This window comes from Sphingomonas sp. (assembly GCF_041661825.1).
In the GTDB taxonomy this organism is placed as follows: domain Bacteria; phylum Pseudomonadota; class Alphaproteobacteria; order Sphingomonadales; family Sphingomonadaceae; genus Sphingomonas.
On the sequence record NZ_JBAZTU010000002.1, the window covers coordinates 1,143,753 to 1,169,563 of the forward strand.

At 65.6% G+C, this 25,811-nt stretch carries 22 protein-coding genes; 8 read left to right on the top strand and 14 right to left on the bottom strand.

What is annotated here, in order from left to right:
• Window positions 1-112 precede the first annotated feature (112 nt).
• The 4 genes from WC729_RS12615 to WC729_RS12630 all read right to left on the bottom strand — a co-directional run bounded on the left by WC729_RS12615 (window position 113) and on the right by WC729_RS12630 (window position 4,721).
• On the bottom strand, window positions 113-1,693 hold the full coding sequence (locus WC729_RS12615; RefSeq protein ID WP_372853169.1) for an amidase: 1,581 nt from the start codon (window positions 1,691-1,693) through the stop codon (window positions 113-115).
• 84 nt (window positions 1,694-1,777) lie between these two features.
• Window positions 1,778-3,529, bottom strand: a complete 1,752-nt coding sequence (locus WC729_RS12620; protein WP_372853171.1) for a chloride channel protein — start codon at window positions 3,527-3,529, stop codon at window positions 1,778-1,780.
• 434 nt (window positions 3,530-3,963) lie between these two features.
• Window positions 3,964-4,113: a hypothetical protein gene (locus WC729_RS12625; RefSeq protein ID WP_372853173.1), complete on the bottom strand. Its 150-nt coding sequence runs from the start codon at window positions 4,111-4,113 to the stop codon at window positions 3,964-3,966.
• A gap of 47 nt (window positions 4,114-4,160) precedes the next feature.
• Entirely contained in the window at window positions 4,161-4,721 is a 561-nt protein-coding gene (locus WC729_RS12630; RefSeq protein ID WP_372853175.1) for a hypothetical protein, read from the bottom strand.
• 117 nt (window positions 4,722-4,838) lie between these two features.
• Here WC729_RS12630 and WC729_RS12635 point away from each other — a divergent pair, with 117 nt between their 5' ends.
• Together WC729_RS12635 and WC729_RS12640 are read left to right on the top strand one after the other, a co-directional pair.
• Window positions 4,839-6,113 (top strand): MFS transporter, encoded by a 1,275-nt coding sequence (locus tag WC729_RS12635; RefSeq protein WP_372853177.1) that lies wholly within the window; start codon window positions 4,839-4,841, stop codon window positions 6,111-6,113.
• Between the two features lie 18 nt (window positions 6,114-6,131).
• Window positions 6,132-6,515, top strand: a complete 384-nt coding sequence (locus WC729_RS12640; RefSeq protein ID WP_372853328.1) for a PRC-barrel domain-containing protein — start codon at window positions 6,132-6,134, stop codon at window positions 6,513-6,515.
• On the opposite strand, the gene WC729_RS12645 is transcribed toward WC729_RS12640, so the two are convergent.
• The 5 genes from WC729_RS12645 to uvrB all read right to left on the bottom strand — a co-directional run bounded on the left by WC729_RS12645 (window position 6,502) and on the right by uvrB (window position 15,700).
• The gene (locus WC729_RS12645) at window positions 6,502-7,962 is read right to left on the bottom strand and encodes a PQQ-dependent sugar dehydrogenase (RefSeq protein ID WP_372853179.1); all 1,461 of its coding nucleotides are present in this window, start codon (window positions 7,960-7,962) and stop codon (window positions 6,502-6,504) included. The genes WC729_RS12640 and WC729_RS12645 overlap by 14 nt on opposite strands.
• Window positions 7,963-8,464: 502 nt before the next feature.
• Entirely contained in the window at window positions 8,465-10,603 is a 2,139-nt protein-coding gene (locus WC729_RS12650) for a PQQ-binding-like beta-propeller repeat protein (RefSeq protein WP_372853181.1), read from the bottom strand.
• A gap of 834 nt (window positions 10,604-11,437) precedes the next feature.
• On the bottom strand, window positions 11,438-12,154 hold the full coding sequence (locus WC729_RS12655; protein WP_372853183.1) for an alpha/beta fold hydrolase: 717 nt from the start codon (window positions 12,152-12,154) through the stop codon (window positions 11,438-11,440).
• 264 nt (window positions 12,155-12,418) lie between these two features.
• Window positions 12,419-13,135 carry a M50 family metallopeptidase gene (locus WC729_RS12660; RefSeq protein WP_372853185.1) on the bottom strand — a complete coding sequence of 239 codons (717 nt, stop codon included), beginning with the start codon at window positions 13,133-13,135 and terminating at the stop codon, window positions 12,419-12,421.
• Window positions 13,136-13,507: 372 nt separating this feature from the next.
• Window positions 13,508-15,700: an excinuclease ABC subunit UvrB gene (uvrB, locus tag WC729_RS12665; protein ID WP_372853187.1), complete on the bottom strand. Its 2,193-nt coding sequence runs from the start codon at window positions 15,698-15,700 to the stop codon at window positions 13,508-13,510.
• 82 nt (window positions 15,701-15,782) lie between these two features.
• Here uvrB and WC729_RS12670 point away from each other — a divergent pair, with 82 nt between their 5' ends.
• The 3 genes from WC729_RS12670 to WC729_RS12680 are packed head-to-tail and all read left to right on the top strand — an operon-like array spanning window position 15,783 to window position 17,241.
• On the top strand, window positions 15,783-16,226 hold the full coding sequence (locus WC729_RS12670) for a DUF3617 domain-containing protein (RefSeq protein ID WP_372853189.1): 444 nt from the start codon (window positions 15,783-15,785) through the stop codon (window positions 16,224-16,226).
• Between the two features lie 37 nt (window positions 16,227-16,263).
• Window positions 16,264-16,827 (top strand): DUF3617 domain-containing protein, encoded by a 564-nt coding sequence (locus WC729_RS12675; protein WP_372853191.1) that lies wholly within the window; start codon window positions 16,264-16,266, stop codon window positions 16,825-16,827.
• A gap of 18 nt (window positions 16,828-16,845) precedes the next feature.
• Entirely contained in the window at window positions 16,846-17,241 is a 396-nt protein-coding gene (locus WC729_RS12680; RefSeq protein ID WP_372853193.1) for a VOC family protein, read from the top strand.
• A 10-nt stretch (window positions 17,242-17,251) separates the two neighbouring features.
• Here WC729_RS12680 and WC729_RS12685 read toward each other — a convergent pair whose 3' ends face one another.
• Entirely contained in the window at window positions 17,252-17,707 is a 456-nt protein-coding gene (locus WC729_RS12685; RefSeq protein WP_372853195.1) for a hypothetical protein, read from the bottom strand.
• Window positions 17,708-18,050: 343 nt separating this feature from the next.
• Here WC729_RS12685 and WC729_RS12690 point away from each other — a divergent pair, with 343 nt between their 5' ends.
• Both WC729_RS12690 and WC729_RS12695 read left to right on the top strand, forming a co-directional pair.
• Complete coding sequence (locus WC729_RS12690) at window positions 18,051-18,296, top strand: helix-turn-helix transcriptional regulator (RefSeq protein ID WP_372853197.1); 246 nt, start codon at window positions 18,051-18,053, stop codon at window positions 18,294-18,296.
• A gap of 5 nt (window positions 18,297-18,301) precedes the next feature.
• A complete protein-coding gene (locus tag WC729_RS12695; RefSeq protein ID WP_372853199.1) occupies window positions 18,302-18,823 on the top strand; it encodes a hypothetical protein in 522 nt (173 codons plus the stop codon).
• Here WC729_RS12695 and WC729_RS12700 read toward each other — a convergent pair whose 3' ends face one another.
• From WC729_RS12700 to WC729_RS12710, 3 genes are read right to left on the bottom strand one after another with little or no spacing between them, the layout of a single operon-like run.
• Entirely contained in the window at window positions 18,824-20,191 is a 1,368-nt protein-coding gene (locus WC729_RS12700; protein WP_372853201.1) for an MFS transporter, read from the bottom strand. It lies immediately after the preceding gene.
• 31 nt (window positions 20,192-20,222) lie between these two features.
• Complete coding sequence (locus WC729_RS12705) at window positions 20,223-20,714, bottom strand: hypothetical protein (protein ID WP_372853203.1); 492 nt, start codon at window positions 20,712-20,714, stop codon at window positions 20,223-20,225.
• 3 nt (window positions 20,715-20,717) lie between these two features.
• Entirely contained in the window at window positions 20,718-22,238 is a 1,521-nt protein-coding gene (locus WC729_RS12710) for a fumarate hydratase (protein ID WP_372853205.1), read from the bottom strand.
• Window positions 22,239-22,371: 133 nt separating this feature from the next.
• On the opposite strand from WC729_RS12710, the gene WC729_RS12715 reads away from it, so the two are divergent.
• Window positions 22,372-25,029, top strand: coding sequence for a putative bifunctional diguanylate cyclase/phosphodiesterase (locus tag WC729_RS12715; RefSeq protein ID WP_372853207.1), 2,658 nt, complete (start codon window positions 22,372-22,374; stop codon window positions 25,027-25,029).
• A gap of 118 nt (window positions 25,030-25,147) precedes the next feature.
• Here the strand turns inward: WC729_RS12715 and WC729_RS12720 are convergent, their stop codons facing one another.
• Window positions 25,148-25,807, bottom strand: a complete 660-nt coding sequence (locus tag WC729_RS12720; protein ID WP_372853209.1) for a glutathione S-transferase family protein — start codon at window positions 25,805-25,807, stop codon at window positions 25,148-25,150.
• Window positions 25,808-25,811 lie beyond the last annotated feature (4 nt).

Here is a 25,811-nt window from a genome sequence, read left to right on the forward strand (position 1 = left end):
CCCCTTCAGGGGAGGGGTTGGGGGTGGGGGCCTCCGGCTAACCATCCAGCGTTGCATTTGCGAGCTGCCCCACCCTAACCCCTCCCCTGAAGGGGAGGGGCTTTTTAGGGCGCTATTTTGAGGCGCCCTCCAGCCCCGGCCCCACATCCGCCACCGGGAGGTATTTCGGCGCAACGCGCGCATGGCTCGCCTGCTCATAGGCGTAACCCGCATTCAGCACCGCCTGATCCCCATAAGCCGTGGCGATGAAGGACAGGCCGATCGGCAATCCCTTGGCCAGCCCCATCGGTACCGTCAGATGCGGATACCCCGCGATCGCCGGCATCTCGCTCGCGCTCGGGCCGGTGAAATGGTCGCCCGACACGCTGTCGCTCAGCCATGGAATGCCATAGGTCGGCTCTACCAGGATCGTCGCATTCGCCTTTTTGAGCATCGCGTCGATGCCCTCCGCGCCTGCGAGCCGCAACGACTTTGCGCGCGCGCCTAGATATTCGGCATCGGCCAGCCCGCGCGTCTTCGCCGCGTCGATGAAGATCTCCTGCCCGAAGAACGGCATCTCGGCCGCCTTGTTGGCCTCGTTGAACGCGATCACCTGATCGAGCGTGCGCGCCGTCACCGTCTTGGGCGTGGCCGCGAGATAGGCGTCGAGATCGGCCTTGAGTTCGACCTTGAGCACGTCGAACTCGGCGTCGCCCATGCCGTCGAGCTTGGGCTTCTCGACATCGACCAGCACCGCGCCGGCCGATTTCAGGACCGCGAGCGCCGCGTCATACGGCGCCTTCATCGCCTCCGGCATGTCGGGCCGCAGCACCGCGATGCGGAGCCCTTTCAGCGCGTTGGCGGACAGTCCCTTGGTGAAATCCGCCCGGTATTTCGCGGCGTCCTTCGTAGCCTTGTCGGCCGGATCGGCCGCGACCATCGCCGAGAACAGGATCGCCACGTCCTTGACCGAGCGGCCCATCGGGCCCGGCGTATCCTGACTATGGCTGATCGGTACGACATGCGTGCGGCTGACCAGCCCGATCGTCGGCTTCAGACCGACCAGCCCGTTCATCGAGGCCGGGCAGACCACCGATCCATCGGTCTCGGTGCCCAAAGCAACGGGCGCGAAGCTTGCCGCCACCGCCGCGCCCGATCCGCTCGACGACCCACAGGAGGAGCGGTCGAGCGCGTAAGGGTTGCGCACCAGCCCGCCGATCGCGCTCCATCCGCTCATCGAATTGGTCGAGCGGATGTTCGCCCATTCGGACAAATTGGTCTTGCCGAGGATCACCGCGCCGGCCTTGCGCAGTTCCGTGACAACCGGCGCGTCGCGGCCAGTGAGATTGTCCTTGAGGGCGAGGCTGCCAGCGGTGGTCGGCAGCTCCTTCGTCTCGATATTGTCCTTGATCAGCACGGGCACGCCGTCGAGCGGCCCCAGCGCCTTGCCCGCCTTGCGCCGAGCGTCGCTGGCCCTGGCCTGGGCGATCGCGTCGGGACTGACGGCGATTACGGAACGCAAGGTCGGCCCGCTGCGATCCATCGCCGCGATCCGCGCGAGATAGGCCTGGACGATCGCCTCGCTGGTCGTGCCGCCCGCCATCAGCGCCTGGAGCTGGTCGATCGACTGCTCCTCCACCTTGGGTGCGGTCTGAGCGAAGGCCGGCGCCGCGATCGCGGCCGACAGCAGCAAACTCACGGCAACAGCACGCATTACCCGACCCCCATTTTCCCGTTCGAGCCCAAATCATGCGACACAGCGCACGTTGTCACAAGCAGGGATCGTGTGGCGCGCGGTTCATTCCCCGAACAGGTCGCGCTGCCCCTTTTCAAGCTCCTCGGCATAACGACGGCGCACGAATTTCTCCGATAGCACGCCCAGCACGACGCCGTCCGGGCCGACGACCGCCAGTTCATCGACCTGATCCGCGTCGAAGCGCGCCATGATCGCGACGATATCAGCCTCCGGCGCGAGCGGTGCGGTGGGCGAAGCCACGAGCGATCGGGCGGGCGCCTGCTCGTCCACACCCTCGGCATAGGCGGTGGCGGGCACGAGGATGCCGGCGTAACGCCCGTCCGGCTCGATCAGGACGGCGCGGCTGGCGGAGCCAAGCGGGAAGCGGCGGCGAAACTCGACGATGCTGATATCGGCGGGTGTCGCCTGGGTCTCGCGGCGCATCATCCGGCCGGCCGTGAGCGTGCGCACCCAGCCCACATCGCGTGCGCTCTTGATCGTCTCGCCGCGCAGATGGAGTCGCCAGGTCGAGAAGGAATAGCCGAAGCGGGCGCGCACGATCGTGCTCGCGACCAGCGATGCCGCGACCACCGCGCCGGTCAGGAAGAAATCGTGAGTCGCCTCCAGCACGAGCATCGCGACGGTCATCGGCCCGCCGACCACGGCGACCGCCAGCGCGGCCATGCCGACGATCGCCGCGTCAGTCTGGGTAAGGAGCGGACGTCCGGCGACCAGCCCCAGCAGGCCGGCAAACAGATGGCCGACCAGCGTGCCGATGAACAGCGAGGCGAAGAACAGTCCACCGCGGAATCCGAAGCCCAGCGACACGATCGACGCGAGGCATTTCGCCACCAGCACCATGGCGATCAGGGCCAGCGGAAAGCCGATCGCCAGATCGAGATGAAGTGCGCCATGCCCCGAGGACAGGACCTGCGGCGACACCATCGCGATGGGGATCAACAACGCGCCCCCGATCGCGGGGCGCAGATAGCCTGGGACGAGCAGCTTGCGCATCCCGGCCTCCACCACGGCGACGGCGCGCATCAACGCGATGCCGAGCGCTGCACAGATTGCGCCGAGCAAGGCGTAAAGCAGATAATCCACCGTCGGCACTGGGACATTGGCGGTTGCCGAGACGATATAGGGTGCGATGCCGAGCGCCTGCGACACGCTCGCCCCGGCCAGCGCTGCCGCCGCGACGGGCGCGATCGCCGATGGCGTATAGGCGCCGATGACGATCTCGAAGGCGTAGAAGGCCCCGGCGAGCGGCGCGCCGAACGCAGCCGCGATCCCCGCCCCTGCTCCCGCACCGACGAGGGTGCGCAGATCGGCGCGGCGCAGTCGCAACGCCCCGCCCGCGACCGAGCCCACCGCCGCGCCGAGCTGGGCATAGCCCGCCTCGAGCCCAACCGACGCGCCGAAGCCGTTGGAGATTGCCGTCTGGCCCGAAATCACCAGGCTGTCGGATAACGACATGTGGCCACCATGCAGGGCGTTCGCCTCGACCGCGTCGACCATCGCTCGCCGCCGGGCACGCGTGATCCAGGTGAAGCCGGCGAGCATCAGCCCGCCCAGGGGCAGCAGGAGGAATTGCAGCGGCGTCAGCGCCGAAAGACTGCTCAGGCTGGTCAGTGCCGGCAGGCCGAAAAGCAGATGCTGCAGGGTTCGGGCGATCGCCCCCAGCGCCGCGGTCAGCAGACCGGCCGCTCCGCCGATCACGATGGCGAGGACGATGAACCACGCCTCGCTGGAACGGAGCCGTCGACGGAGGCGCGAGAACCAGGTGAGCGTGAACAGGCGAGGGGTAAGGGTCATCGCGACCGCTTCCTGCGCCTGGCCTGACGATGCGGCAAGGCCCTGGCGGGCCCGGATATGAAAAGAGGCTGCCGGGTCCGCAGACCCGGCAACCTCCTGACATGGTCAGCGGCCGGATGTTCCAGCCCGGGAGACCATGCGAACCGCAGCTTCGATAGACGGCAGCGTTGTCTGGGGGAGAATACCCCCCGCCGTCATCCCGATAAAGCTAGCGGTGCGTCCCCCGAACGAACTGAACCGACCCCATTGCTGAACCATGAGACATCGGATCACCTCCTTTCGCATTGTTAAAACGCCGTACCCAGGCCTGAGTACATCCCCTGTTTGAATCATCCGAATCACATAAACAAGTCTTGTAATGTTCTGCGTTTTCGACGATTCTCTTCCGCCTGCGCCGCTTCCCGGGGAACGCCCTGCGCAGAGCCCCTCCCGCTTCAGTGCCGCTTGAAATACTGAACGTCGCGCTCGTGCTTCTCGGCGGCAGCGCGGGTGTCGAAGGTGCCGAGGTTGCGACGCTTGTGCGTGTCTGGATCGACCTTGCGCGAATAGAGGCGGTATTCGCCCGATTTTAGCTTTCGGATCATGGCATTCTCCTCAGCGCGAAAACGCGCGAGGCCGGGACTTTATCCCGTCAGCGCCGGCAATCCTCGGTCACGCGCTCGATCTCGGCCCAGGCGGGCACCACCAGCGGAGCATACCCTGCCTGCTCCAGCACAAAGCGTCCGCGGCTGAAGCCGATCGCGTCGAGCAAGCCGTCGCGCGGCTGAAGCGCGACCGCGACATAGGGTGGCGTGCCCCCGGTCGGCGATGCAGAAAGGGTGCGCAGCGCGGTCGAGGTACGGACCGTCATCGCCACCGGCCCGGCAGCGATGCCCTGGCGCGACAGATAGAGGGTGTTCGCGGCGCGGTCACAGCGGAGCGTCAGCACTGCGTCGGCGCCGGGCACGCCGAACAGCGCGATCGAGCCGCGGCCGTCCTGGCGATAGATCCAGTCGCCCGGCGTCATCGGCCAGTCGCGCCAGTCCTTGCCGACCGGCGTCGCGGTCGGCCTGGGCGCGGGCGGTGGCGGCGGCGTGTAGACGGGCGTGGGAACGGGCCTCGGCGCCGGCCGGGGCGGCGGGGTCGGCCCGACGCAGCTTGCCAGGGCGATCAGCGCGGCCATGAGGGAGAGGGGGAGGGCAAGCAGACGCATTCGCCTCTCTATGCGCGAAGCGGTCCTGCGGCTCAACCGCCCGTCTTGCATCGCCTGGCGAATTCGCCTCTGTTGCCGCCGGGCCGTGCAACGACGCGGATGGGGAGAGACGAGACCATGGCGATCGATGCCAAGCGACTGAAATCCATCGTCGGCGGATCGGCCGGCAATCTGGTCGAATGGTATGACTGGTACGCCTATTCCTCGCTGTCGCTCTATTTCGCGGCGACCTTCTTTCCCAAGGGCGATCCGACCGCGCAGTTGATGGGCACGAGCGCGATCTTCGCGGTCGGCTTCGTCATGCGTCCGATCGGCGCCTATTGGATGGGGCGCTATGCCGATACGCATGGCCGCAAGGCGGGGCTGGCGCTGTCGGTCGGACTGATGTGCCTCGGCTCGCTGATGATCGCGCTGGTGCCGGGCTATGCCGCGATCGGGGTGGCGGCGCCCGTCATCCTGGTACTGGCGCGCATGATCCAGGGCCTGTCGGTCGGCGGCGAATATGGGGCGAGCGCGACCTATCTCTCCGAGATGGCGACGCGCGAGCGGCGCGGCTTCTGGTCGAGCTTCCAATATGTGACGCTGATCGGGGGGCAGCTCACCGCGCTCGCCGTCACGCTGTTGCTCCAGACCCTGCTGACCAAGGCGGAGATGTCGGAATGGGGCTGGCGCCTCGCCTTCTTCTTCGGCGCGGTGCTGGCGCTGGGCGTCTATATCCTGCGGCGGCGCCTCGCCGAGACCGCCTCGTTCGAGAACCAGTCGGCCGACAGGCCGAAATCCGGCCTGATCGCCTTGTGGAAGGCACACCCGCGCGAGTTCCTGCTCGTCATCGTGATCAGCGCGGGCGGGAGCTGCACCTTCTACGCCTACACCACCTATCTTCAGAAATTCCTGGTCAATACGAGCGGGTTCGAGATCCAGACTGCGACCCAGGTGATGACCGCGGCTTTGGTCGTCTACATGCTCGCTCAGCCGGTGTTCGGCATGCTTGCCGACCGGTTCGGGCGCAAGCCGATGCTGTTGCTGTTCGGGGTGGGCGGCATGCTCGTCACCGTGCCGGTGTTCAGCGCGCTGGCGGTGGCGCGCGATCCGCTGGTCGCTTTCGCGATCATCCTGGGGCCGCTGATGCTGCTGTCGGCGTACACCTCGATCAGCGCGCTGGTGAAGGCGGAGCTGTTCCCGGCGCATATCCGGGCGCTGGGCGTTGCCTTCCCCTATGCCATCGGCAATGCGGCGTTCGGGGGCACGGCGGAATATGTCGCGCTGTGGTTCAAGAACGCGCATGTTGAATCCGCCTTCTACTGGTACGTCACCGCGATCCTTTTCTGTGCGACGATCGCATTCCTGATGCTCCCGGAAACGAAGCGGACGAGTTTGATCCTCGAGGATTGACCGATTGGAGGAATGACGATGTCCAAAGATGAGCCCGTTCAGCTGCTCGCGCATTCGAACCGCAGCGACACGATCAGGGTGAAGACCCGCGAGGGTGACAAGGTCGGCTCGGTCCATGAGTATCTGATCAACAAGCGGACCGGGCAGACCGCCTATGTCGTACTGACGATCGGCGGCTTCCTGGGCATGGGCAAGGCTTATTACCCCCTGCCCTTCAGTCTGCTGGCCTATGATCCGGCAGCCGACATCTATCTCGTCACGATCGATCGCAAGGTGCTCGAAGGCGGGCCGAGCTGGGCCGCCAACCCGCCGCTGTTCGACCAGGCCTATGCCAATCGCGTGGCGAGCTATTACGGCACCGCGCTGGAGGATTTGTCGCTGACCGGGATCAGGCTGGTGTGACCATGTAAATCTCGCCGTCGAGATCGACGAGGTAGAGGTTGCCCGCCGCATCTTCGCCGAACGAGGCAAGCTGATTGATCGTGCCGGTATCGGCCGCGAAATCCTCGTTGCGGCGTTCGAAGCCGGCCGCGCCGAGCGTCGTGCCCTGAGTGAGCGTGCTCGCCGGCACGGTGAAGATGCCGCCGCGGATGAAATCGGCAAAGACGTAGGAGCCGGTGAGCGACCCGACCGGGCCGCGATAGACATAGCCGCCGGTGATGGTGTTGCCCTGTTTCGGCCCGGTGCCATGGCCATATTCGAGCACCGGCTCGATCAGCCCGGCCGGCGCGGTGCCGTTGAAGGCATGCGCGCCCTCGCGGAAGCGCCAGCCGTAATTGCCGCCCTTGTCCTGCGGACGGAGCAGGTCGACTTCCTCCCAGGCGCCCTGCCCGACATCGCCGATCAGCAGATTGTTGCCCCAGAAGGACGCCCGGAACGGGTTGCGCAGGCCGTACGCATAGACTTCGGGCGCGCCGCCCGCGCCGCCCGCGAACGGGTTGTCGGCGGGGATGGTGTAGAAGGGCGCACCGCCACCGGGCGGATTGACCGCGATGCGCAGGATCTTGCCGAGCAGGACATTGGTGTTCTGGGCATTGTTCGGCACGTCGCCCGCCCCGCCGCCGTCGCCGACCGCGAGCCAGAGATAGCCGTCCGGCCCGAAGGCGAGCCAGCCGCCATTGTGGTTGCTGTTGGTCGGATGCGGGATGGTGAGGATCGTCGCATCGAGCACGGTCGCGCCGCCGGCGCCACGGCGATAGCGGCGGACCTCGATATTGCCCGCCACATTGGTCGCATAGGCATAGATGAAACCCGAGGTCTGATAGTCGGGAGCCGCAACTACACCGAGCAGGCCGCGCTCGCTGTCAGTCGAGATGTTGCCGACCGTGATGAAGGGTGTTTTGGCGCCCGTCGCGGGATCGAGCGTCAGCACGGCGCCGCCTTTCTCGACCACGAAGACCTTGGTGTCGCCCGGGATCGGCGCGACATAGAGCGGCTGGTTGAACCCGGTGCCGACGCGCCGGACCTGGATGCCCTCCTTGCTGTTGGTCACGGTGATCGCGACCGAGCGCGTGGCGCTTGCCTGCCCGTCGGTGACGCCGATCTGCACGTCATAGACATTGTCCTGCCCGGCATCGGCCGGCGCCTCGACATTGGGCGGCGACACGAACCGCACCAGCCCGGCCGCGGTGATCGAGAAGCGCGCCGCGTCGGCGCCGCCGGCAATGCTGTAGGTCAGCGGGTTGCCGTCCGGATCGGTCGCGGCCGCCTGATAGGCGTCGCTGGCGTTCTCGACGACGCTGGAGGTCGCCGCCGAGGTGAAGCTGGGTGGGCTATTAGCGGGCGTGGGCGTGGGAGAACCGCCGCCGGTGCCGCCTCCTCCACCGCCGCACGCCGTCGTGGCAAGCAACAGCGCTAGTGTGAGCCCGCAGGTCGATCGCCGCGATAGATGGGAATGCGCCGACATATGTCCTCCCGACGATGGCGCGAGAGATCGTCGCCCCTCGCTTTCAAACCGCCTGTAGCAGCAAACGCGCGATCTTGCGGTCCGTTGCCCCGACTCCCGCCAAATCGCCGCCGGAGTGGGTGGTTACGGAGGCGAAACAGCACAACATTTTTCTTCCCCTGTTATTTCCAACTTTGTTGGAGATATTTTCCACATCTCTCAATGCATTGAATGGCGTTTTCCCTGTTCCGGCATAACAGCGGAAAATGCACACGAAACAGCGCGGGCTTCCGCTGTTAATTCCGCTGTTAACGGGGCAATTTCGCAGTGGCAGGGACGGATGAGGCAAGACTGCCGCGACCGTCATGAGAAAGAGCGGGCCGGAGTCTCGTCAGACTCCGGCCCGCTCTCATGATCTGACGATCCGGATCGTTGAATCGATCGACGACGCGGTGGGCTTCCCCGATCAGTCCGTGATCGGAGGGCGGGGCGCTTCGACTCGCGGCGGCGCCCCCGCGGCACGCGGTGCCGGCAGGCGGTAGCAGATGAACTCCCCGCCCTCGAAACCGCCGCTGGCCACCACGATGTGCTGACGGCCGCCGAGCATATAGGTCATCGGCGAGCCGGTCTGCGCCTGGTCGAGGAAGACCGTGCCGACTTCACGCCCCGTCATCTTGTCATAGGCGCGCAACCGCGCCGCCTTGCGTCCCTGCTCGTCGGTGAACTGGCCGCTGTCGCCGCAGATGACCAGGGTTTTGGTCACGAGCACGCCGAGGATACCGGACTGCCCGGTCCGCGGGATGGTCACGCCCTTGAGGAGCGGGTTGTTCCTGATGAAGTCCGGCGTTTCGCCGTGGGCGACCTGCCAGAGCTTCGTTCCGTGCGTCAGGTCCAGAGCGGTGATCCGACCATAGGGCGGCTTCAGGATCGGCATGCCGCCGATGGTGAGCAGGTCGGGCGTGATCGGGTCGTTCAGGCCGTCCTTCACGTTGGGCAAGACAGGCCCGCCGAGCCCGGAACGACCGCCCGGGTTCGCCGATCCGCCAAAGGCTCCGCCCATATTGTCGTTGGTACCGCGCGACGTACTGCCGCCAGGGACAAGGCGCCCGTTGGGCAATTGTTTGATCGCGTAATTCTGCAGCACTGTCTTCGAATAGAGATAGAAGATTCCGGTCTCCGGGTCGCAGCCGCCACCGGCCCAGTTCGCGCCGCCCTGGTTCTCGGGCGTCATCAGCGTGCCCCACGGCCCTTCAGGGGTTGCGATGGTGGGCGGCCTGTAGAGCCCGCCAAGCCGGTAATGGCCGATGATCTCGAGCGCCCGTGCCTTGAGCTCCGGCGTCCAGTCGATGACGTCGTCGACCGTAACGCCCTGGTGATCGAACGGGGGCGGTCGCGACGGCACGGGCTGAGTCGGCGCATAATATTCGCCGGGCACGTCGCCGGGCGCCACCTTCTCCTCGCGGATCGGCCAGACCGGCTTGCCCGTCGCGCGGTCCAGCACGAACAGGAACGCCTGTTTGGTTGGCAGCGCGAGCGCCTTGATCACCTTCCTGCCCTGGCGGACATCCATCAGCACCGGCGCGCACGCGATGTCGCGATCCCACAGCCCGTGATGTTCGGTCTGGAAGTGCCACCGGCGCTCCCCCGTCTCGATATCGAGCGCGACCAGGGTTTCAGTGAACAGCGCATCGCCGTGACGGGTTATGCCCATCCAGTCGGCCTGGGGCAGTTCGACCCCGGCATAGACAAGGCCGAGCTCGGGATCGGCGGACATCATCGCCCACACGCCGGTGTTCGTCGCCGTCTCGGCCTGTCCCGGCTTGATCCAGGTGTCGTAGCCGAACTCGCCCTTTTTCGGCACGGTGTGGAAGATCCATTTCCGCTTGCCCGTGCGCACGTCGAAGCCGCGCAGATAGCCGGGGCCGGTCGAGGAGGACGCCGTCCCGATGACGACGGTGTCCCTCACCACGAGCGGCGGGGCGTGAAGCCCGACGACCGGCGCCTTGGGATCGACCTCGTGATCCCAATCGAGCCGCAGATTCACCTCGTTGCCCGTCCCGAATGCAGGATCGGGAAGACCGGTGGCGATGTCGATGGAGATCAGCTGATAGCTGCGGGTCACGTAAAGGATCCGCTCGACCGTTCCGTCGGTCCAATAGCCGACACCCCAGCCGGAGCCGCCGCGGGCACCGAGCCGGCCCTTCTCGTCGTGCCGGTAGGTCCAGATGATCTGCCCGGTGGCGGCATCCATGCAGACCAGATAGCGTTCCGAACCGACGGTTCCGTAAAGACGGCCCTTCACCACGGTGGGAGTGGCGTTGAAATAGGAGTCCTTGCGGGCCCCGAAATTGTCGGTCTTGAACCGCCAGGCGACCTCCAGATTGTTGAAGTTCGAGGCGTCGATCTGGTCCAGCCCGGCATAGCGGGTGGAGGCCAGATCATTCCCATAGCCGATCCAGTCAGTGTCCGCGGCCGGCTTGGGGGGCTCCGCAGCCGTGCCGCCGGTCAGCGCGGCTTGCGCCTCGGCACGGGCCGCCCAAGGGGCGACGGCGAGTGCGGCAGCGGTGGACAGGAGAGCTTGGCGGCGGCTGATAGGAGTCGTCATAGTCACTTTCACAAGCGCGAATGAGAACGCCCAAGGTCCACCAGGAGCGTCAGACGACGCGAAAGCGCCGGCAGGCGCGGAGATATGCATGAGTCGTCGCGGCGCGCAATCGGATTGTATAGTATATGATTCAGAGCGCACTGGGGAAGGCCATGTCGGGCGGCCGAGCGCTGTCCTGTTCCTGGCCAATAACAGTGAGATAACAGGGTGGCGTCAGCTATAGACATGCGCAGGCGTGGCCCGGAAGAGGGCTCGGCCGTTCTCTGCCGGGCAGCTTTTGGGTGACAAATCCGAGAGGCCGCCATTCGTTCGGCCAACCAGTGGATACGAACGGGCCCACATTCGGACGCTCGTCGCGACTTGTCCGCCTCCTGGTGCCGGACGTTGGTTCAGATGCAACTCCGCGGCTGGAACTGGTCCGCTTGCCGACTGCCGGCTTTCGGGTGACTGTTCGTGGGGAGCGGAGGTTGGTCAGCTACCCGCTAGTGTCGGAAGACCCAAAACCCGACAGTCGCGATGGCCAAAGCGCCTCCTAGCATCGGACATTCATTCACGCGCTGCGTTGTGGCTGAAACTGGGCCGGTTGCTGACCGACCCCTTTGGCGCCGCTGCTCGCGGGAAAGCGGACTTTCATCCAACTGGCTCGCCGAGCTTCCAGGCCCACATGTGGTTTTTCGGGTCGCACTTTCCGTTCCCCAATTACGATCGCTCATTCACATCGATCTGACACCTGCTTCTAGCGCCCAGCGGGCAGGCTAAGCCCGCCCGCCAATCGATGACAGGTCGCGACTGCGTTTGCCGCCGTTCTGACGCCAGCAAACGCTCAAGGTTCAATCAGCCGTTGGCGCTGGCCAGTCGGATCAACTCTGATGTGAGAGCGTCGGGGCGGTCGAGCATCACGTCGTGACCGCACGCAATCTCGCTCGTCGTCCAGCCCCGCGCCTTCGCGCGGTCATAACAGGCGGCGAACGGCGTTCCTTCCCAATCCGACGCATAGATGAAGTGGTTCCGCGAAATTTGCGACGGCCCGCCCTTCAACTGGATTCGTTGCTGAAAGGTGGCCAGCGGCTGCGGCGTGCATTGCCGGTCCACCCAGTCGCGGTCCATCGCATTGACGTTGAACACTTCGGCCGGAATTGGGGGCACGCGCCAGCCTTCCCCAAACTCATTCGCAAGACTGAGCTGCATTTCCCGGTGTTCGGCGGGGAGAAGGTCATGGAGGCTTTCACCGTCTTCCAGCAGGAAGGCGTCCAGATAGATCAGCGCAGCGATCCGATCGGGCAGCACCTCGGCAACGCCGCTGATTACGCAACCGCCATAAGAGTGGCCGCAGAGGATCACCGAATCGAGTTCCTCCCAACGGATCAGGTTGGCGACATCGTCGACGTGCCGCTGGAGATCGATGTCGGGCGACAGCGCGTGGCTTTGCTCCGCGACGCCGCTGAGCGTGGGGGTAAATACCCGATGCCCTTGATCGAGGAGCGCGCACCTTACCCGCGCCCAACACCAGCTGCCGTGCCAGGCACCGTGCACTAGGACAAAAGTCGCCATCTTCTATCTCCCCCGCTCCCCGTCTCTTAGTAACACGGCTGAGCACGCGAGCAATCCGGATGCAGTCCCGATGACACGTGCAACAACCCCTCAATTCTAGTCGTCATTGAACTCCGTGACCCGGCCGAGAAAAGGGGTTGTTGCACGTGTCACCGGAACACCGTCTGGGGACTCGGGAACAGGAATGCGCTGCCTTTTGACATGCGATACTGCGCGCCTTCCGTTGAGCGTGCTCGATCGAATGTCCCGCAAGGACTTTTTGCATCACCGTCGAAAAGCGACAGCGAAGCTCCACCACAACAAAACTATGATCGCCGCACTGATCGCTGCGCCCCAGAACCAGTAGGGAAGTAGCAGAGCGTCGGCGATGGCGCTTGTATCTGATCGATGCAGCTCGCCGCCGACGCTTCCTCCGGAACTGAACAGATATCCGAATTGCTGCCACACGCTTATGCAGGCTTGAACGCCAAGGAACTGGATACCGAAGCGCTGCTGACCGGCCGTACCGCGCGTTGCGAGCGCGAGGATCGCGATTCCCAATGCCGGAAGAATCAGCCAGCCGGTAAGCGTCCTCACCCAGATGACCGTTGAGATGATCAACGCCAAACCCACTACCGCCAGCGCCGCGCGCGTCAGCTTGTCAGTCCGCGAGGCGATAATCAGCAGTGATCCGGCGATCGCAGGTCCTAGTGGTCCACTTGCCGCGATCAGTGCATTTGTCAGTCCGGAAGCATCGGCGGGCCGCATCGATTGAGCGACTCCAGAACCATCGGGGAAGATCAGAAGGCGTTCGAACTGCGAGCCGGTGAGCATGGCGGCGACACCATGGCCCATTTCGTGAAACCAGGTTGCCAGAATGGTGAATGGATAGAGTAGAAGACTGCCGATCATGGTCTGCCAAAGTATGACTGAAGCGACCGCAATCCCCATCAGCAGGCCGATACGATGTCTATGGGCTTGGTCAGCAAGAATACTGGACATCAACGCTCCGGATGAGGACGTAGATTCTACGGGCCAGTCCTATCAGGAATGAAGCTGGCCTGGCTACCGAAGCGGGCTCGTCGCGTCGATTTATCCATACTGACGACATGAGACCGCTGTCGCCATTGCTCAGAGTGGCTCAGCACCCACCCACCGCCAACACGAGCAGACGGCGGCTTATCGGGTCGGCCTAGATCGGAGTGGATGTCGCGAGCGGGTACATATCGGTCAAACCTCACGTGCGTGTCGAACGTCCGCTTTGGGATCAGATAAATCCACCGCAGGCGCCCGAAAATAGGCATGCCCGCCCGTCCGCCTCGACTCCCTCGAATGGCAGTTCGTCTCAGAACCGCGGCTAGTCCGCGCGAAACCTCAACGCCGCCCGCCGCCCATACGCATCTTCTGGCTCTTGCCGTACCGCGTCTTGCGTGTCCCGGGCTTGCCCTCGTTGGCGCGGCCCATCACCGGCGCGCGGTGTTCGTCGGCGGGGAGGCCGAGTTCTTCCGCTTCCAGCGAACGGATCTCGTCGCGCAGGCGCCCGGCCGTCTCGAACTCCAGGTCCGCCGCCGCCGCGCGCATCTGTTTTTCGAGGTCCTCGATATAGGCGCGCAGATTGTGGCCGACCATGTGCGGGCGGTCCTCGTCGATCTCGATCGTGACCTGGTCGCGGCTCGCCACGTCCTTGATGATGTCGCCAATATTGCGGCGGATCGTCGTCGGGGTGATGCCGTGCGCCTCGTTATAGACAAGCTGCTTCTCGCGCCGACGCGCGGTCTCGTTCATCGCGCGCTCCATCGAGCCCGTGATGCGATCGGCATAAAGGATCACGCGCCCGTCGACGTTGCGGGCGGCGCGGCCGATGGTCTGGATCAGCGAGGTCTCCGAGCGCAGAAAGCCTTCCTTGTCCGCATCGAGGATCGCGACCAGCCCGCATTCGGGGATATCGAGCCCCTCGCGCAGCAGGTTGATGCCGACCAGCACGTCGTACACGCCGAGCCGCAGGTCGCGGATCAGCTCGATGCGCTCCAGGGTTTCCACGTCGGAGTGCATGTAGCGGACCTTGATGCCCGCCTCGTGCATGAACTCGGTCAGATCCTCGGCCATGCGCTTGGTGAGCGTCGTGACCAGGGTGCGATACCCCGCCTCCGCCGTCTTCTTCGCCTCGACGATCAGGTCCTGCACCTGCTCTTCGACCGGCTTGATCTCGATCGGCGGGTCGATCAGCCCGGTCGGGCGGATCACCTGCTCGGCGAAGACGCCGCCGGTCTGCTCCATCTCCCACCCGCCGGGCGTGGCCGAGACATAGGTGGTCTGGGGGCGCATCGCCTCCCATTCGTTGAAGCGCAAAGGGCGGTTGTCGATCGCCGAGGGCAGACGGAAGCCGTACTCGGCGAGCGTGAGTTTGCGGCGGTGATCGCCGCGCGACATGCCGTTGATCTGGCCGATGGTGACATGACTTTCGTCGACGAACAGCAAAGCGTTGTCGGGCAGATATTCGAACAAAGTGGGCGGCGGCTCGCCGGGCATGCGGCCGGTGAGGAAGCGCGAATAATTCTCGATGCCCGCGCAACTGCCCGTCGCCGCGATCATCTCGAGATCGAAATTGGTGCGCTGCTCGAGCCGCTGCGCCTCGAGCAACTTGCCTTCCGGCACCAGTTCCTTGAGCCGCTCGGCGAGCTCGTGCTTGATCGCCTCCATCGCCTGTTTCAAGGTCGGGCCGGGCGTGACGTAGTGGCTGTTGGCATAGACGCGGACATAGTCGAGGCTCGCGACCTTCTTGCCGGTCAGCGGATCGAATTCGACGATCTCCTCGATATCGTCGCCGAAGAAGGACACGCGCCACGCGGTGTCCTCATAATGCGACGGGAAGATCTCCAGGTTGGAGCCCTTCACGCGGAAATTGCCGCGCTGGAAGGCCGCATCGTTGCGCTTGTACTGGAGCGACACGAGCTTGCGCACGATCTCGCGCTGGTCGACGCTCTGGCCTTTCTTCAGGTCGAAGATCATCGCCGAATAGGTCTCGACCGAGCCGATGCCGTAGAGGCAGGAGACCGAGGCGACGATGATCACGTCGTCGCGTTCCAGCAGCGCGCGCGTCGCCGAATGCCGCATCCGGTCGATCGATTCGTTCACCGAGCTTTCCTTCTCGATGTACGTATCCGACCGGGGCACATAGGCCTCGGGCTGGTAATAATCGTAATAGCTGACGAAATATTCGACCGCATTCTCGGGGAAGAAGCTCTTGAACTCGCCATAGAGCTGCGCCGCGAGGATCTTGTTCGGGGCCAGCACCAAAGCCGGGCGCTGCACGGCCTCGATCACCTTGGCCATGGTGAAGGTCTTGCCCGAGCCGGTCACGCCGAGCAGCACCTGGTCGCGCTCGCCCGCCTCGGTCTGTTCGACCAGCTCGGCGATCGCGGTCGGCTGGTCGCCCGACGGGGTATATTCGGAGACGAGCTTGAACTTCTTGCCGCCCTCCGCCTTGGGCGGGCGCGCCGGGCGGTGCGGAACGAAGCTGACGCCCGTTTCGGGCTCTTCGAGGCTGGTGCGAATCTGGATTGCCATAGTCAGTGAATATGGGGAGGAAGGCGCCAACCCGCAACGAACGGGATTGGTCGCGTGTCACTTCCGCATCGGAGTATGAGCGATGAACAAATTCCTTGCCGCGGCACCCCTTCTGCTCCTCTCGGCCGCCTCGGACAGCCTGCCGATCCAGCCGGGCAAATGGCAGACGTCCGTCAAGATTCTCGACGTGCAGATGCCGGGCGGCCCTCCCGGCGTCGTCGCCGGCATGCGCAGCCAGCCGGCCCAGGTCGTCACCGCCTGCGTCACGCCGCAACAGGCAGCGGCCGGCCCGCGCGGGGTGATGGAAGCGAGCAAGGGCAAATGCCGCTACACCAGCTTCAACGCGAGCGGCGGGCGGCTGACCGGGGTGATGACCTGCGCCTTCGCCACCGGCGCCATGACAGTGACGTCAAATGGCAGCTATACGGCCACCTCGCTCGACATCAACGGCACGTCGGTGATGACGGGCAAGATGCGGATGACGACGAAGACTCATACGATCGGCCGGCGCATCGGCCCGTGCTGACCTGCACGATGTGAACGAACTGACGGGGGAATAGACGATGCGTGCCCATATCCTGCTCGCCGGCGCGGCGATGTCGCTGGCCGCGTGCAGCCAGCCTGCGCCGACCGCGAACGGTTCAACCGCGACGACAACGACCACCGCCAACGCCACGACGCCCATCGCGCCGGTGCCGGTGAAGAACGTGCCGCGCGTGCCCGGCGAGTGGGAATATGTGACCAAGGTCGAGATGCTCGGCGTGCAGGGCGCCCCGGCCCCCGGCATCGGCGAGCGGATGAAAGCGGGGCCGCAGATCGACACGCGCCGCGCCTGCATGAGCAAGGAAGAGGCCGAGGAGGATATCGCAAAGGCCGTACAAAAGGATCAGGGCGGGTGTCGCTTCGAGCGGGTCCAGGCCAGCGCCGGCACGCTCGCGGGCACGGCGATCTGCAGCAATGGCGGCATGGAGGCCACTGGCAAGATGACCGGCACGATCAAGCCGACCGCGATGGACATGGTCATCGACATGACGATGAAACTGCCTGGCGCGGGTACGGCCCCGCCCTCCTCGCTCAAGATGCGGATGACGATGGCGGGCAAGCGCGTGGGCGACTGCACCCAATAGGAACGACAGGAGAGCGATATGATCGGTTACGTCACGATCGGCACGAATGATCTGCCCAGGGCTCATGCTTTCTACGACGCGCTGTTCGGCACGATCGGTGCGAAGCGCCTGATCGAGGTCCCGGAGCATGGCGGCTTCACCCTGTACGGCACGGGGTTCGGCGCGCCGGGGATCGTGATCACCCGGCCCTATGACGGCGGCGAGGCGAGCGTGGGCAACGGCGCGATGATCGCAATCCCGATGGACGAGCGCGCGAAGGTCGACGCGTTCCACGGCAAGGCGATGGAACTCGGCGCTTCGGACGAGGGTGCGCCCGGGCTGCGCGGCGACGAAGGTCCCCGTGCCTTTTACGGCGGCTATTTCCGCGATCCGGACGGCAACAAGATCTGTGCGTTCCGGGTCGGCGGGGCCTGACCCGGGATCGTCAGTAGATCCGCCGATAGGCGACGCGCCACATCACCAGCCCGATCGCGGCCGACATGCCCGCCAGGATGATGCTGGTCGCGATCGCGCTGATCCAGCGGAACATCAGGGTACGCGAATCGGTCGGCGGCATGGCGAACAGGCCGAAACCATAGGTCTGGCCGCCGAGAAAAAGCGCAAAGCCGGAAATGGCGCCGATCAGCGCGGCAGTACTCGGCCCGCGCCGGTTGACGGCATGCGCGACGAGCCACAGGGGCCCGGCGACTGCCACCGCCGTCATCGCCGTAATGACGATGCCGACGATGAAACCGACGGCGATCCCGAGCGGTGACGGCGGCCCGCCGATCGCGACCAGGATGCTGGCGAAAACGCCGCCCATCAGGCCGCCCGCCCCGAGCGACAGCCCGGCGCGATCCAATGTCGTGTCATATCCGCGCAGCGCGACCCGCTCGGTCAATGTTCTTACTCCCCCGGTGCGCGCTGCATATCACCGCCGCGCGCCACGCCCAAGCCCATCCATTCCGGATGTGCATCATTGGGACAGCGATATTCGACCGTCATGCAATGCTGCACGCCTATCCGGCTGACAGCGAAGGGGAAATGTCATGCGAGGATGGCCAATATTCCCCGAAGGGGCCACCGGGAATCGAGCATGAGGCTGGTCGCACTGACGATCGACGACTGATCGGTGACGCGCACGGAAGTGCCGTCCGCCATTTGCGACGAACCGACCAGGGGCGAACCTCTGCCTGCACTATTTACATTGCAACAAGGGATTGTTGTGTTTACACAACATATCAATGAATATTCATAATAGAATCGCCGTCTTTCGGGCTGAGCGCGGTACCTCCCGCCGGGAGCTGGCCGATGCCGTCGGCGTCAACCCGCAGACGATCGGCTATCTGGAGCGCGGCGACTATAAGCCGAGCCTGGAGCTTGCGATGAAGATCGCCGCCTATTTCGACGTGGCGGTCGAGCATCTGTTTTCCTTTCAGCCTTTCCAGTCGGTCGCGGTCGCCCTGCGCCGTGCCGACGCCGCGGAGTGACGCGCATGGGGTATCGTACCGAAAAGAGTTTCGCCGCACGGATGGACGACCTGGCCGAGCTGACCGGCATCCCGCGGCTGACCGGCCAGCTGGCGCAGGACCAGCAGCGCCGTCGCCACCTGCGCTGGCCGTCGATGATCGCGCTGGTCCTCGCCACGATCGGGTTCGGACTCACGATCGTCTTGCCCGATCGGATCTTCCTCGGCACGACATTGCTGTGGATCGGCGAAGGCATCGCACTGTTCCTGACCTGGTTCGGGCCGGTCAAGCCATGGGGCACCACCCAGGGCGTCGACGAGCGCGACCGTGCGCTGCGCCGCGATGCCTATTTCGCCACGATGACCAGCGCGACCGGCGTCGCGGTCCTGGGGCTTATCGGAATGGCCGGGCTGGCGTTGCTGCAAGGCTGGAACCGGTGGATCCTGATCGTCGAGATGGGCATGCTCGCCTTCTACCTGCTCTTGCTGTGCTCGATCGTGCCGACACTCTATGTCAGCTGGACGACCCGGCCGATCGAGGACGAATGATCACACCGTCTTCACCCGCACCAACAGCCACCCGCACAACCCGGCCCCCACCGCCATCACCGCCGCCACGATCGCCGCGCCGTGGAAGGCGCCGAGCGACACGCCGCGCCCATCGTCCGTCAGCACCAGCCCGATCAGCGCCACCGCGATCATGCCGCCGACTCGTGCGGTCGCGTTGTTGACGCCGGAGGCGGCGCCGGTGTGGCGGTGGTCGACCGCCGCCATCACCGTGGTGGTCAGCGGCGCGACGGCGATGGTCATGCCGATCCCGATCAGCAGCATGCCGGGCAGCACATGCCGCACATAATCGATCCCCTCACCCGGCATGGTCGCGAACAGCGCGAAGCCGGCGCCGGTCACCATCGGCCCGATCGCCAGCAGCGGCCGGGCGCCGATCTTCGCCGCGAGCGCCCCGGCGCTGCGTGAGCCGAGCCCCATGATCAGCGACAGGGGCAGCATCGTCGTGCCCGCCGCCGCCGCGCTCCAGCCGCGCGCGATCAGCAGATAAGGCAGCAGCAACAGCGACCCCGCCAGCGCGGCGTAAAGCAGGAAGGTGAGCAAGGTCAGGCCCGTGAAGGTTCGCGTGCCGAACAGCGCAAGCGGCACCATCGCCCGATCACCGAGCCGCGCCTCGAGCGCCACGAAAGCGACCAGCGCGATCGTGCCGCCAGCGATCATCGCTGCGCCGGCCCCGCGGTCGTGTGCGGTCATCAGGGTCAGCCCCCAGACGAGCAGGCCGAGCCCGACGGTCGCGAGTGCGGCGCCGTACCAGTCGGGCGGAGTCGCATCCTCATCATGCCCGCCCGGGACGTAGCGCCAGCCCATCACGAACGCCGCCGCCGCGATCGGCAGGATCAGCGCGAAGATCGAGCGCCAGCCGACATGATCGACCAGCCAGCCGCCCAGCACCGGCCCGATCGCCCCGCCGATCGCACCTGCCGCCGCCCAGGTGCCGATCGCCTTGGCCCGCGCCTCGCCCTCGAAATCGGCGCCGAGGATCGCAAGGCTGGCCGGCACCAGCAAGGCGGCACCGATCCCCTGCCCGATCCGCGCGGCGATCAGCCAGCCGAGCGTCGGCGCGGCCATGCAGCCGAGCGTGGTGACGGCGAACGCCAACAGCCCCCACAGGAAGGTGCGCTTGCGCCCTACCCCGTCGGCCAGCGCGCCACCGATCAGCACCAGCGCCGACAAGGGGAGCATGAAGCCGTTGACGATCCACTGCACGCCGCTGCTGTCGGCGCCGAGGCCCCGCGCCATCGCCGGTAGCGCGACATTGACCACCGACCCGTCGATCATCGCGACGCTCGATCCGAGCACGGTGGCGATCAGTGCGCCGGTGCTCCCCGCTTTCCGGTCCGCGCTCGCCATCGTCAGCTCCCGATTCTCATAGGGTCGTCACTTACGCCCCGGACAGCGGTCGCGCCGCTAGCGTCGTCGCCAGGAACGCCAGGATCGCCGCCTCGTCCTGCTTCGCGGTCCAGGTGCCAAGCCGCCACAGCAGCGCCCCGAACGCCATCATCACGAGCGGGATCGCCACGAACGGCACGATGGCTCCAAGCGGTGCCCCCGATGCGATCGTCCCGCCGCCGGCCAGCGCCAGGAACACCGTCAGGAACCCGAACCAGCAGCCCATGAAGACCCGCGCGCTGGCCGGCGTGCCGATCTTGCCCTCAATCCGGGTACCGCCGCCGGCCGGCTCCATCGTCGCGGTCAGGCTGGTCTGGAAGCTGTTCTGGATGTTCGGCCGGAAATAGAACAGCGTCATATCCTGTTCCGTGCCGTTGCCCGTCACACCCTTGACGGGCCTGGCGGTCCGATCGCCCAGCACCTCCTTCAGCTTGGTCGCGATCGCGGCCGGGCTGAGCGGAGACTGAAGGACGATTCGGGCCATGGGTCAGACGCCTTCCAGCAATTTCTCCCGCGCGATCTTCTCACGCCAGACGAGCGGCGCCAACTGGTGGACATTCTGCCCTTCGCTGTCGACCGCGACCGTCACCGGGAAATCGCTGACCTCGAACTCGTAGATCGCCTCCATGCCGAGATCCTCGAACCCCACGACCTTCGATCCCTTGATCGCGCGCGCGACGAGATAGGCAGCGCCGCCGACCGCCATCATGTAAGCGCTCTTGTGGTCGCGGATCGCCTCGGTCGCCGCCGGACCGCGCTCGGCCTTGCCGACCATCGCGAGCAGGCCCTGTTCGAGCATCATGCGGGTGAACTTGTCCATGCGGGTCGCGGTGGTCGGGCCGGCGGGACCGACCACTTCCTCGCCGACCGGATCGACCGGACCGACATAATAGATCACCCGGCCCTTGAACTCGACCGGGAGCGGCTCACCCGCATCGAGCATGTCCTTGATCCGCTTGTGCGCGGCGTCGCGGCCAGTGAGCATCTTGCCGTTGAGCAGCAGCCGGTCGCCATGCTTCCAGCTCTGCACGACTTCGGGCGTCAGCGAGTCGAGATCGACCCGGATCGCCGCCTGATCGGGTTGCCAGTTCACATCGGGCCATTCGTCGAGCTTGGGCGCTTCGAGATAGACCGGGCCCGATCCGTCGAGCGTGAAATGCGCGTGGCGGGTCGCGGCGCAATTGGGGATCATCGCCACCGGCTTGGAGGCGGCATGAGTCGGCCAGTCGAAGATCTTCACGTCGAGGATCGTCGACAGCCCGCCCAGCCCCTGCGCGCCGATGCCGAGCGCGTTGACGGCGTCGAAGATCTGGATGCGCAAGGTCTCGATATCGTTGCGTGGGCCGCGCTGCTTGAGCTGCGCCATGTCGATCGAGCCCATCAGGCTTTCCTTGGCGAGCAGCATCGCCTTTTCCGCGGTGCCGCCAATGCCGATACCGAGCATACCCGGCGGGCACCAGCCGGCGCCCATCTGGGGAATCATCTCGAGCACCCAGTCGAGGATCGAATCGCTGGGGTTCATCATCTTGAATTTGGACTTGTTTTCGGACCCGCCACCCTTGGCCGCGACATCGATCGAAACCGTGCTGCCGGGCACCATCTCGACGTGCAGCACGCTGGGCGTATTGTCCTTCGTGTTGCGGCGCGTGAAGGCCGGATCGGCGAGGATCGAGGCGCGCAGCTTGTTCTCCGGGTGGAGATAGGCGCGACGCACGCCCTCATCGACCACTTCCTGCAGGCTCTTGTCGCTCTCCAGCCGGCAGTCCTGGCCCCATTTCACGAATATGGTGACGATGCCGGTATCCTGGCAGATCGGCCGGTGACCCTCGGCGCACATGCGGCTGTTGGTCAGGATCTGGGCGATCGCATCCTTCGCCGCCGGACTCTGCTCCGCCTCGTACGCAACGCCCAAAGCGCGGATATAATCCATCGGGTGATAATAGCTGATGAACTGCAGCGCGTCGGCCACGCTCTCGATCAGATCGGCTTCGCGGATGATGGTGGTCATGTCGGTTCCGTGCGGTGAAATGAGTCGCGCTGCCTTATGCGCCGCGCCGCGCGGGGCCAAGGGGTGGAGAAATTTCCTGGGGCCCGCTTGCATGCAGGAATTTGGCAAGATTCTTCCAGTAGAGCCAAAATGGATGATCGCCTCGTTTCACCCCTTTCGCGCCCTGTCCTCGGCCGCCGGCGCGTTCCGGGACGATCTTGCTCCAACCGGGGAGACATGTGACTCGCATCTGGACGCGTTGCGCGCCCAGGTCGATCAGCTCACCGCCACCTGGCTGTTCGCGGTGGTGGCGCTCATCGCCGCGCCCGGCATGCTCTGGTACGGCGCCTTCCAGCTCGACCGCCCCGACCTGCTGCGCGGTATCGAACTGCGCGGCGCGATCGGCGTCGGGCTCGGCGTCTTCGCCCTGGCGCTGCTCAAGATTCCGGCGCTCGCCCAGTCCTCGCCGCACGCCCATGTCCGCGCGATGACCCTGATCGGCGCAGCGATCGCCGTGCTGCTTTTTTCGCTGCTCGGCATCAGCGCGAAATTCCCCGTCGGCACCAGCCAGCTCGCCAGCTTCGTCGCGATCTTCGCAACGATCGTCGTCCTCGTCGTGGTCCTGCATCCGGTGCGCGCCGCGACGATCGGCTTCGCGGCGGCGTTGGTCGCCACGATCACGATGCAATCGGGCTTCGGCATGGCGAGCGGCGTCGCCTTCGCCTTCCTCGCTTGCCTGTCCATCGCGACCTATCGCCTCGCCCGCCTGGATCGCTCGACTGCGGGCAACCGCGGCGCGGCCGAGGCCCAGGGCAAGATGGCCTCGCGGCTCGTCCAGGAATTCGAAGGCCACACCACCGGGTGGTTCTGGCAAACCGATCGCCATGGCCGGGTGACCTATTTGTCAGTCAAGGTCGCGCAGGAGCTGGATTCCGAGGAAACGCCCGCGATCGGCGCCATGCTGACCACCCTGTTCCGGATGGACAGCGCCTCGCCGGAAACCGAGCGGACGCTCGGCTTCCACCTGTCGTCGCGCACTGCCTTCTCCAATTATTCGGTCCGCCCCGCCGGCATCGGCAAACTGGAACGCTGGTGGTCGATCTCCGGCCGGCCGACCGTCGACGAGCTTGGCCGCTTTCACGGCTTCATCGGCAGTGGCAGCGACCTGACGGAGCGGCGCCGCGCCGATGCGGAAATCACCCGCCTCGCGCTGTTCGACGGCCTGACCGGCCTGGCCAACCGCCAGCGCATGCGCCTCTCGCTCGACCAGATGCTCAACCAGCCAACCGGCACCTATCGCTCGACGTCGTTGCTGCTGCTCGATCTCGACCGGTTCAAGGCAGTCAACGACACGATGGGGCACCAGTCGGGCGATGCCCTGCTCAAGCAGGTCGGCCAGCGGCTGCAGCGCGCGGTCGGCGAGGCCGGGCTGGTCGGTCGGCTGGGCGGCGACGAATTCCAGGTCGTGCTACCGAGCGAGTCCAATCGCGAGCGGCTGGCCGAGCTTTCGCGCACCATTATCGCTTCGCTTTCCCAGCCCTATTTCATCGACGGCTCCTCGGTCACGATCGGCTGTTCGATCGGCATCTCGATCGCGCCGGAGGACGGTCGCGACGCGGAGACGCTGATCCGCAACGCCGATCTCGCGCTTTACGCCGCCAAGGCCGATGGCCGCGGCATCCACCGCTTCTTCCGCGAGGAGCTGCTGGTCGGCGCGCAAAGCCGCAAGCAGCTCGAGGACGATCTGCGCAACGCGCTCGCGCAGGATCAGTTCTACGTCGCTTATCAGCCGGTGGTCAGCACCAAGACCGAACGGATCGTCGGCTATGAAGCGCTGATCCGCTGGGACCACCCGACCCGCGGCGCCGTTTCGCCCGCGGAGTTCGTGCCGGTCGCGGAGGATTGCGGGCTGATCGAGTCGATCGGCGAGTGGGTGCTGCGCACTGCCTGCATGGAAGCCGCGACCTGGCCCAAGGACATCCGCGTCGCGGTCAACGTCTCGCCGATCCAGTTCGCCAACCCGGCGCTGCCGACGGTCGTCACCAGCGCGCTCGCGAAATCGGGCATCGCGCCGGCGCGGCTCGAGTTGGAGATCACCGAGGGCGTGTTCCTCGACGAGACCGCTTCGTCGGAGAACATGTTCAAGATGCTGAAGGGCATCGGCGTGCGCCTGGCGCTCGACGATTTCGGCACTGGCTATTCCTCGCTCGGCTATCTGAAGAAGGCGCCGTTCGACAAGATCAAGATCGACCAGAGCTTCGTGCGCGGCGCCACCATCGCGGGCAACCGCAACGCCGCGATCATCAAGGCGATCGTGACGCTGGCCGACACGCTGGGCATGGAGACGACCGCCGAGGGCGTCGAGGTGCAGGACGAGATCCAGCTGATCCGCGATCTCGGCTGCAGCCACATCCAGGGCTATGTCTATGGCAAGCCGGCCCGCGCCGTCGAAGTGCTGAAGCAGCTTGCCGCGGCCGACGGCATGGCAACGGCATCGGGCTACCGCGTCAGCCGCGCCCCACGCCATTCGATGATCCGCAACGCGCGCATCACCGCCGGCGAGGTCCAGGGCGAGATCCGCATCCGCAACATGTCCTCGACCGGCGCGATGATCGACGGGATCGATGTCGACCAGGAAGCGATCGGGCTCGAGATCATGATCGAGCTGCTCGAGGAACAGATGTTCCCGGCCAAGATCCGCTGGGCTGCGGATGGCAAGGCGGGGCTGGAGTTCGCCCAGCATTTCAACATGGAACGGCTCAATCCGCAGACCCCGTCTGCGCAAACGCCGCAGCAGAAGCGGTCGGCTTAATTGTCACGCCGGACTTGTTCCGGGGCCATCCTTCCGCAAACGTAGCGGCCAATCATGCGCGCTGCGTCCGGCCGCAGAATGGATGCCGGAACAAGTCCGGCATGACGGGTGTGGCTCCTCAATCCCGGTCGGTCGGCGCCCCCAGCGGGAAATAATGGCGGTACGGCCGCGCTTCATCCAGCGCCCTGGCGTAGGAAGGCCGCGCCAGCAGGCGCGTCCGGTACGCCCAGACATTGGCATATTTTTTCGGGATCGCATGAGTCCAGTCGGCATAAAGCAGACCCGGCGCCGCCGCGCAGTCGGCCATGCTGAACGCGTCGCCCGCCGCCCATTCGCGGCCTTCCATCCAGCCGTCGAGCCAGGCATAGGCGTTGTCCAGCATCGCCTTCGCCTCGGCAACGCCATAGGCATCGTGGTTGCCCTCGGGGCGGATGAAGTCGAACACGACCCGGCTTTGGCTGTTCATCACATAATTGTCGAAGAACCGGTCCAGCATGCGCACCTCGATCGCCGCATCGGGATCGTCGGGGATCAGCTTGACCGGGCCGGGATAGTGCAGGCCGAGATATTCGATGATCACGGTGGCTTCCGCCACCATCCTCTCACCGTCCGTGAGCAGGGGAAAGCGCTTCATCGGCCATAGGGCAGCGAATTCGCTCGCCACGGGATCGCTGCCGTCGAGCAGCTTGTAGTCGAAGGGGATGTCGTTCTCGTACAAGGCGACCAGCGCCTTGTGGCAATAGGACGACAAGGGGTGGGCGTAGAGCGTGAGCGTCATGTCG

Coding starts and splice junctions, on each gene's coding strand:
- WC729_RS12670 (WP_372853189.1), top strand. CDS start 15,783: ATGAACAAATTCCTTGCCGCGGCACCCCTTCTGCTCCTCTCGGCCGCC.
- WC729_RS12690 (WP_372853197.1), top strand. CDS start 18,051: ATGAATATTCATAATAGAATCGCCGTCTTTCGGGCTGAGCGCGGTACC.
- WC729_RS12640 (WP_372853328.1), top strand. CDS start 6,132: ATGTCCAAAGATGAGCCCGTTCAGCTGCTCGCGCATTCGAACCGCAGC.
- WC729_RS12675 (WP_372853191.1), top strand. CDS start 16,264: ATGCGTGCCCATATCCTGCTCGCCGGCGCGGCGATGTCGCTGGCCGCG.
- WC729_RS12705 (WP_372853203.1), bottom strand. CDS start 20,714: ATGGCCCGAATCGTCCTTCAGTCTCCGCTCAGCCCGGCCGCGATCGCG.
- WC729_RS12680 (WP_372853193.1), top strand. CDS start 16,846: ATGATCGGTTACGTCACGATCGGCACGAATGATCTGCCCAGGGCTCAT.
- WC729_RS12650 (WP_372853181.1), bottom strand. CDS start 10,603: ATGACGACTCCTATCAGCCGCCGCCAAGCTCTCCTGTCCACCGCTGCC.
- WC729_RS12625 (WP_372853173.1), bottom strand. CDS start 4,113: ATGATCCGAAAGCTAAAATCGGGCGAATACCGCCTCTATTCGCGCAAG.
- uvrB (WP_372853187.1), bottom strand. CDS start 15,700: ATGGCAATCCAGATTCGCACCAGCCTCGAAGAGCCCGAAACGGGCGTC.
- WC729_RS12715 (WP_372853207.1), top strand. CDS start 22,372: ATGATCGCCTCGTTTCACCCCTTTCGCGCCCTGTCCTCGGCCGCCGGC.
- WC729_RS12655 (WP_372853183.1), bottom strand. CDS start 12,154: ATGGCGACTTTTGTCCTAGTGCACGGTGCCTGGCACGGCAGCTGGTGT.
- WC729_RS12635 (WP_372853177.1), top strand. CDS start 4,839: ATGGCGATCGATGCCAAGCGACTGAAATCCATCGTCGGCGGATCGGCC.
- WC729_RS12695 (WP_372853199.1), top strand. CDS start 18,302: ATGGGGTATCGTACCGAAAAGAGTTTCGCCGCACGGATGGACGACCTG.
- WC729_RS12720 (WP_372853209.1), bottom strand. CDS start 25,807: ATGACGCTCACGCTCTACGCCCACCCCTTGTCGTCCTATTGCCACAAG.
- WC729_RS12710 (WP_372853205.1), bottom strand. CDS start 22,238: ATGACCACCATCATCCGCGAAGCCGATCTGATCGAGAGCGTGGCCGAC.
- WC729_RS12620 (WP_372853171.1), bottom strand. CDS start 3,529: ATGACCCTTACCCCTCGCCTGTTCACGCTCACCTGGTTCTCGCGCCTC.
- WC729_RS12700 (WP_372853201.1), bottom strand. CDS start 20,191: ATGGCGAGCGCGGACCGGAAAGCGGGGAGCACCGGCGCACTGATCGCC.
- WC729_RS12660 (WP_372853185.1), bottom strand. CDS start 13,135: ATGTCCAGTATTCTTGCTGACCAAGCCCATAGACATCGTATCGGCCTG.
- WC729_RS12630 (WP_372853175.1), bottom strand. CDS start 4,721: ATGCGTCTGCTTGCCCTCCCCCTCTCCCTCATGGCCGCGCTGATCGCC.
- WC729_RS12615 (WP_372853169.1), bottom strand. CDS start 1,693: ATGCGTGCTGTTGCCGTGAGTTTGCTGCTGTCGGCCGCGATCGCGGCG.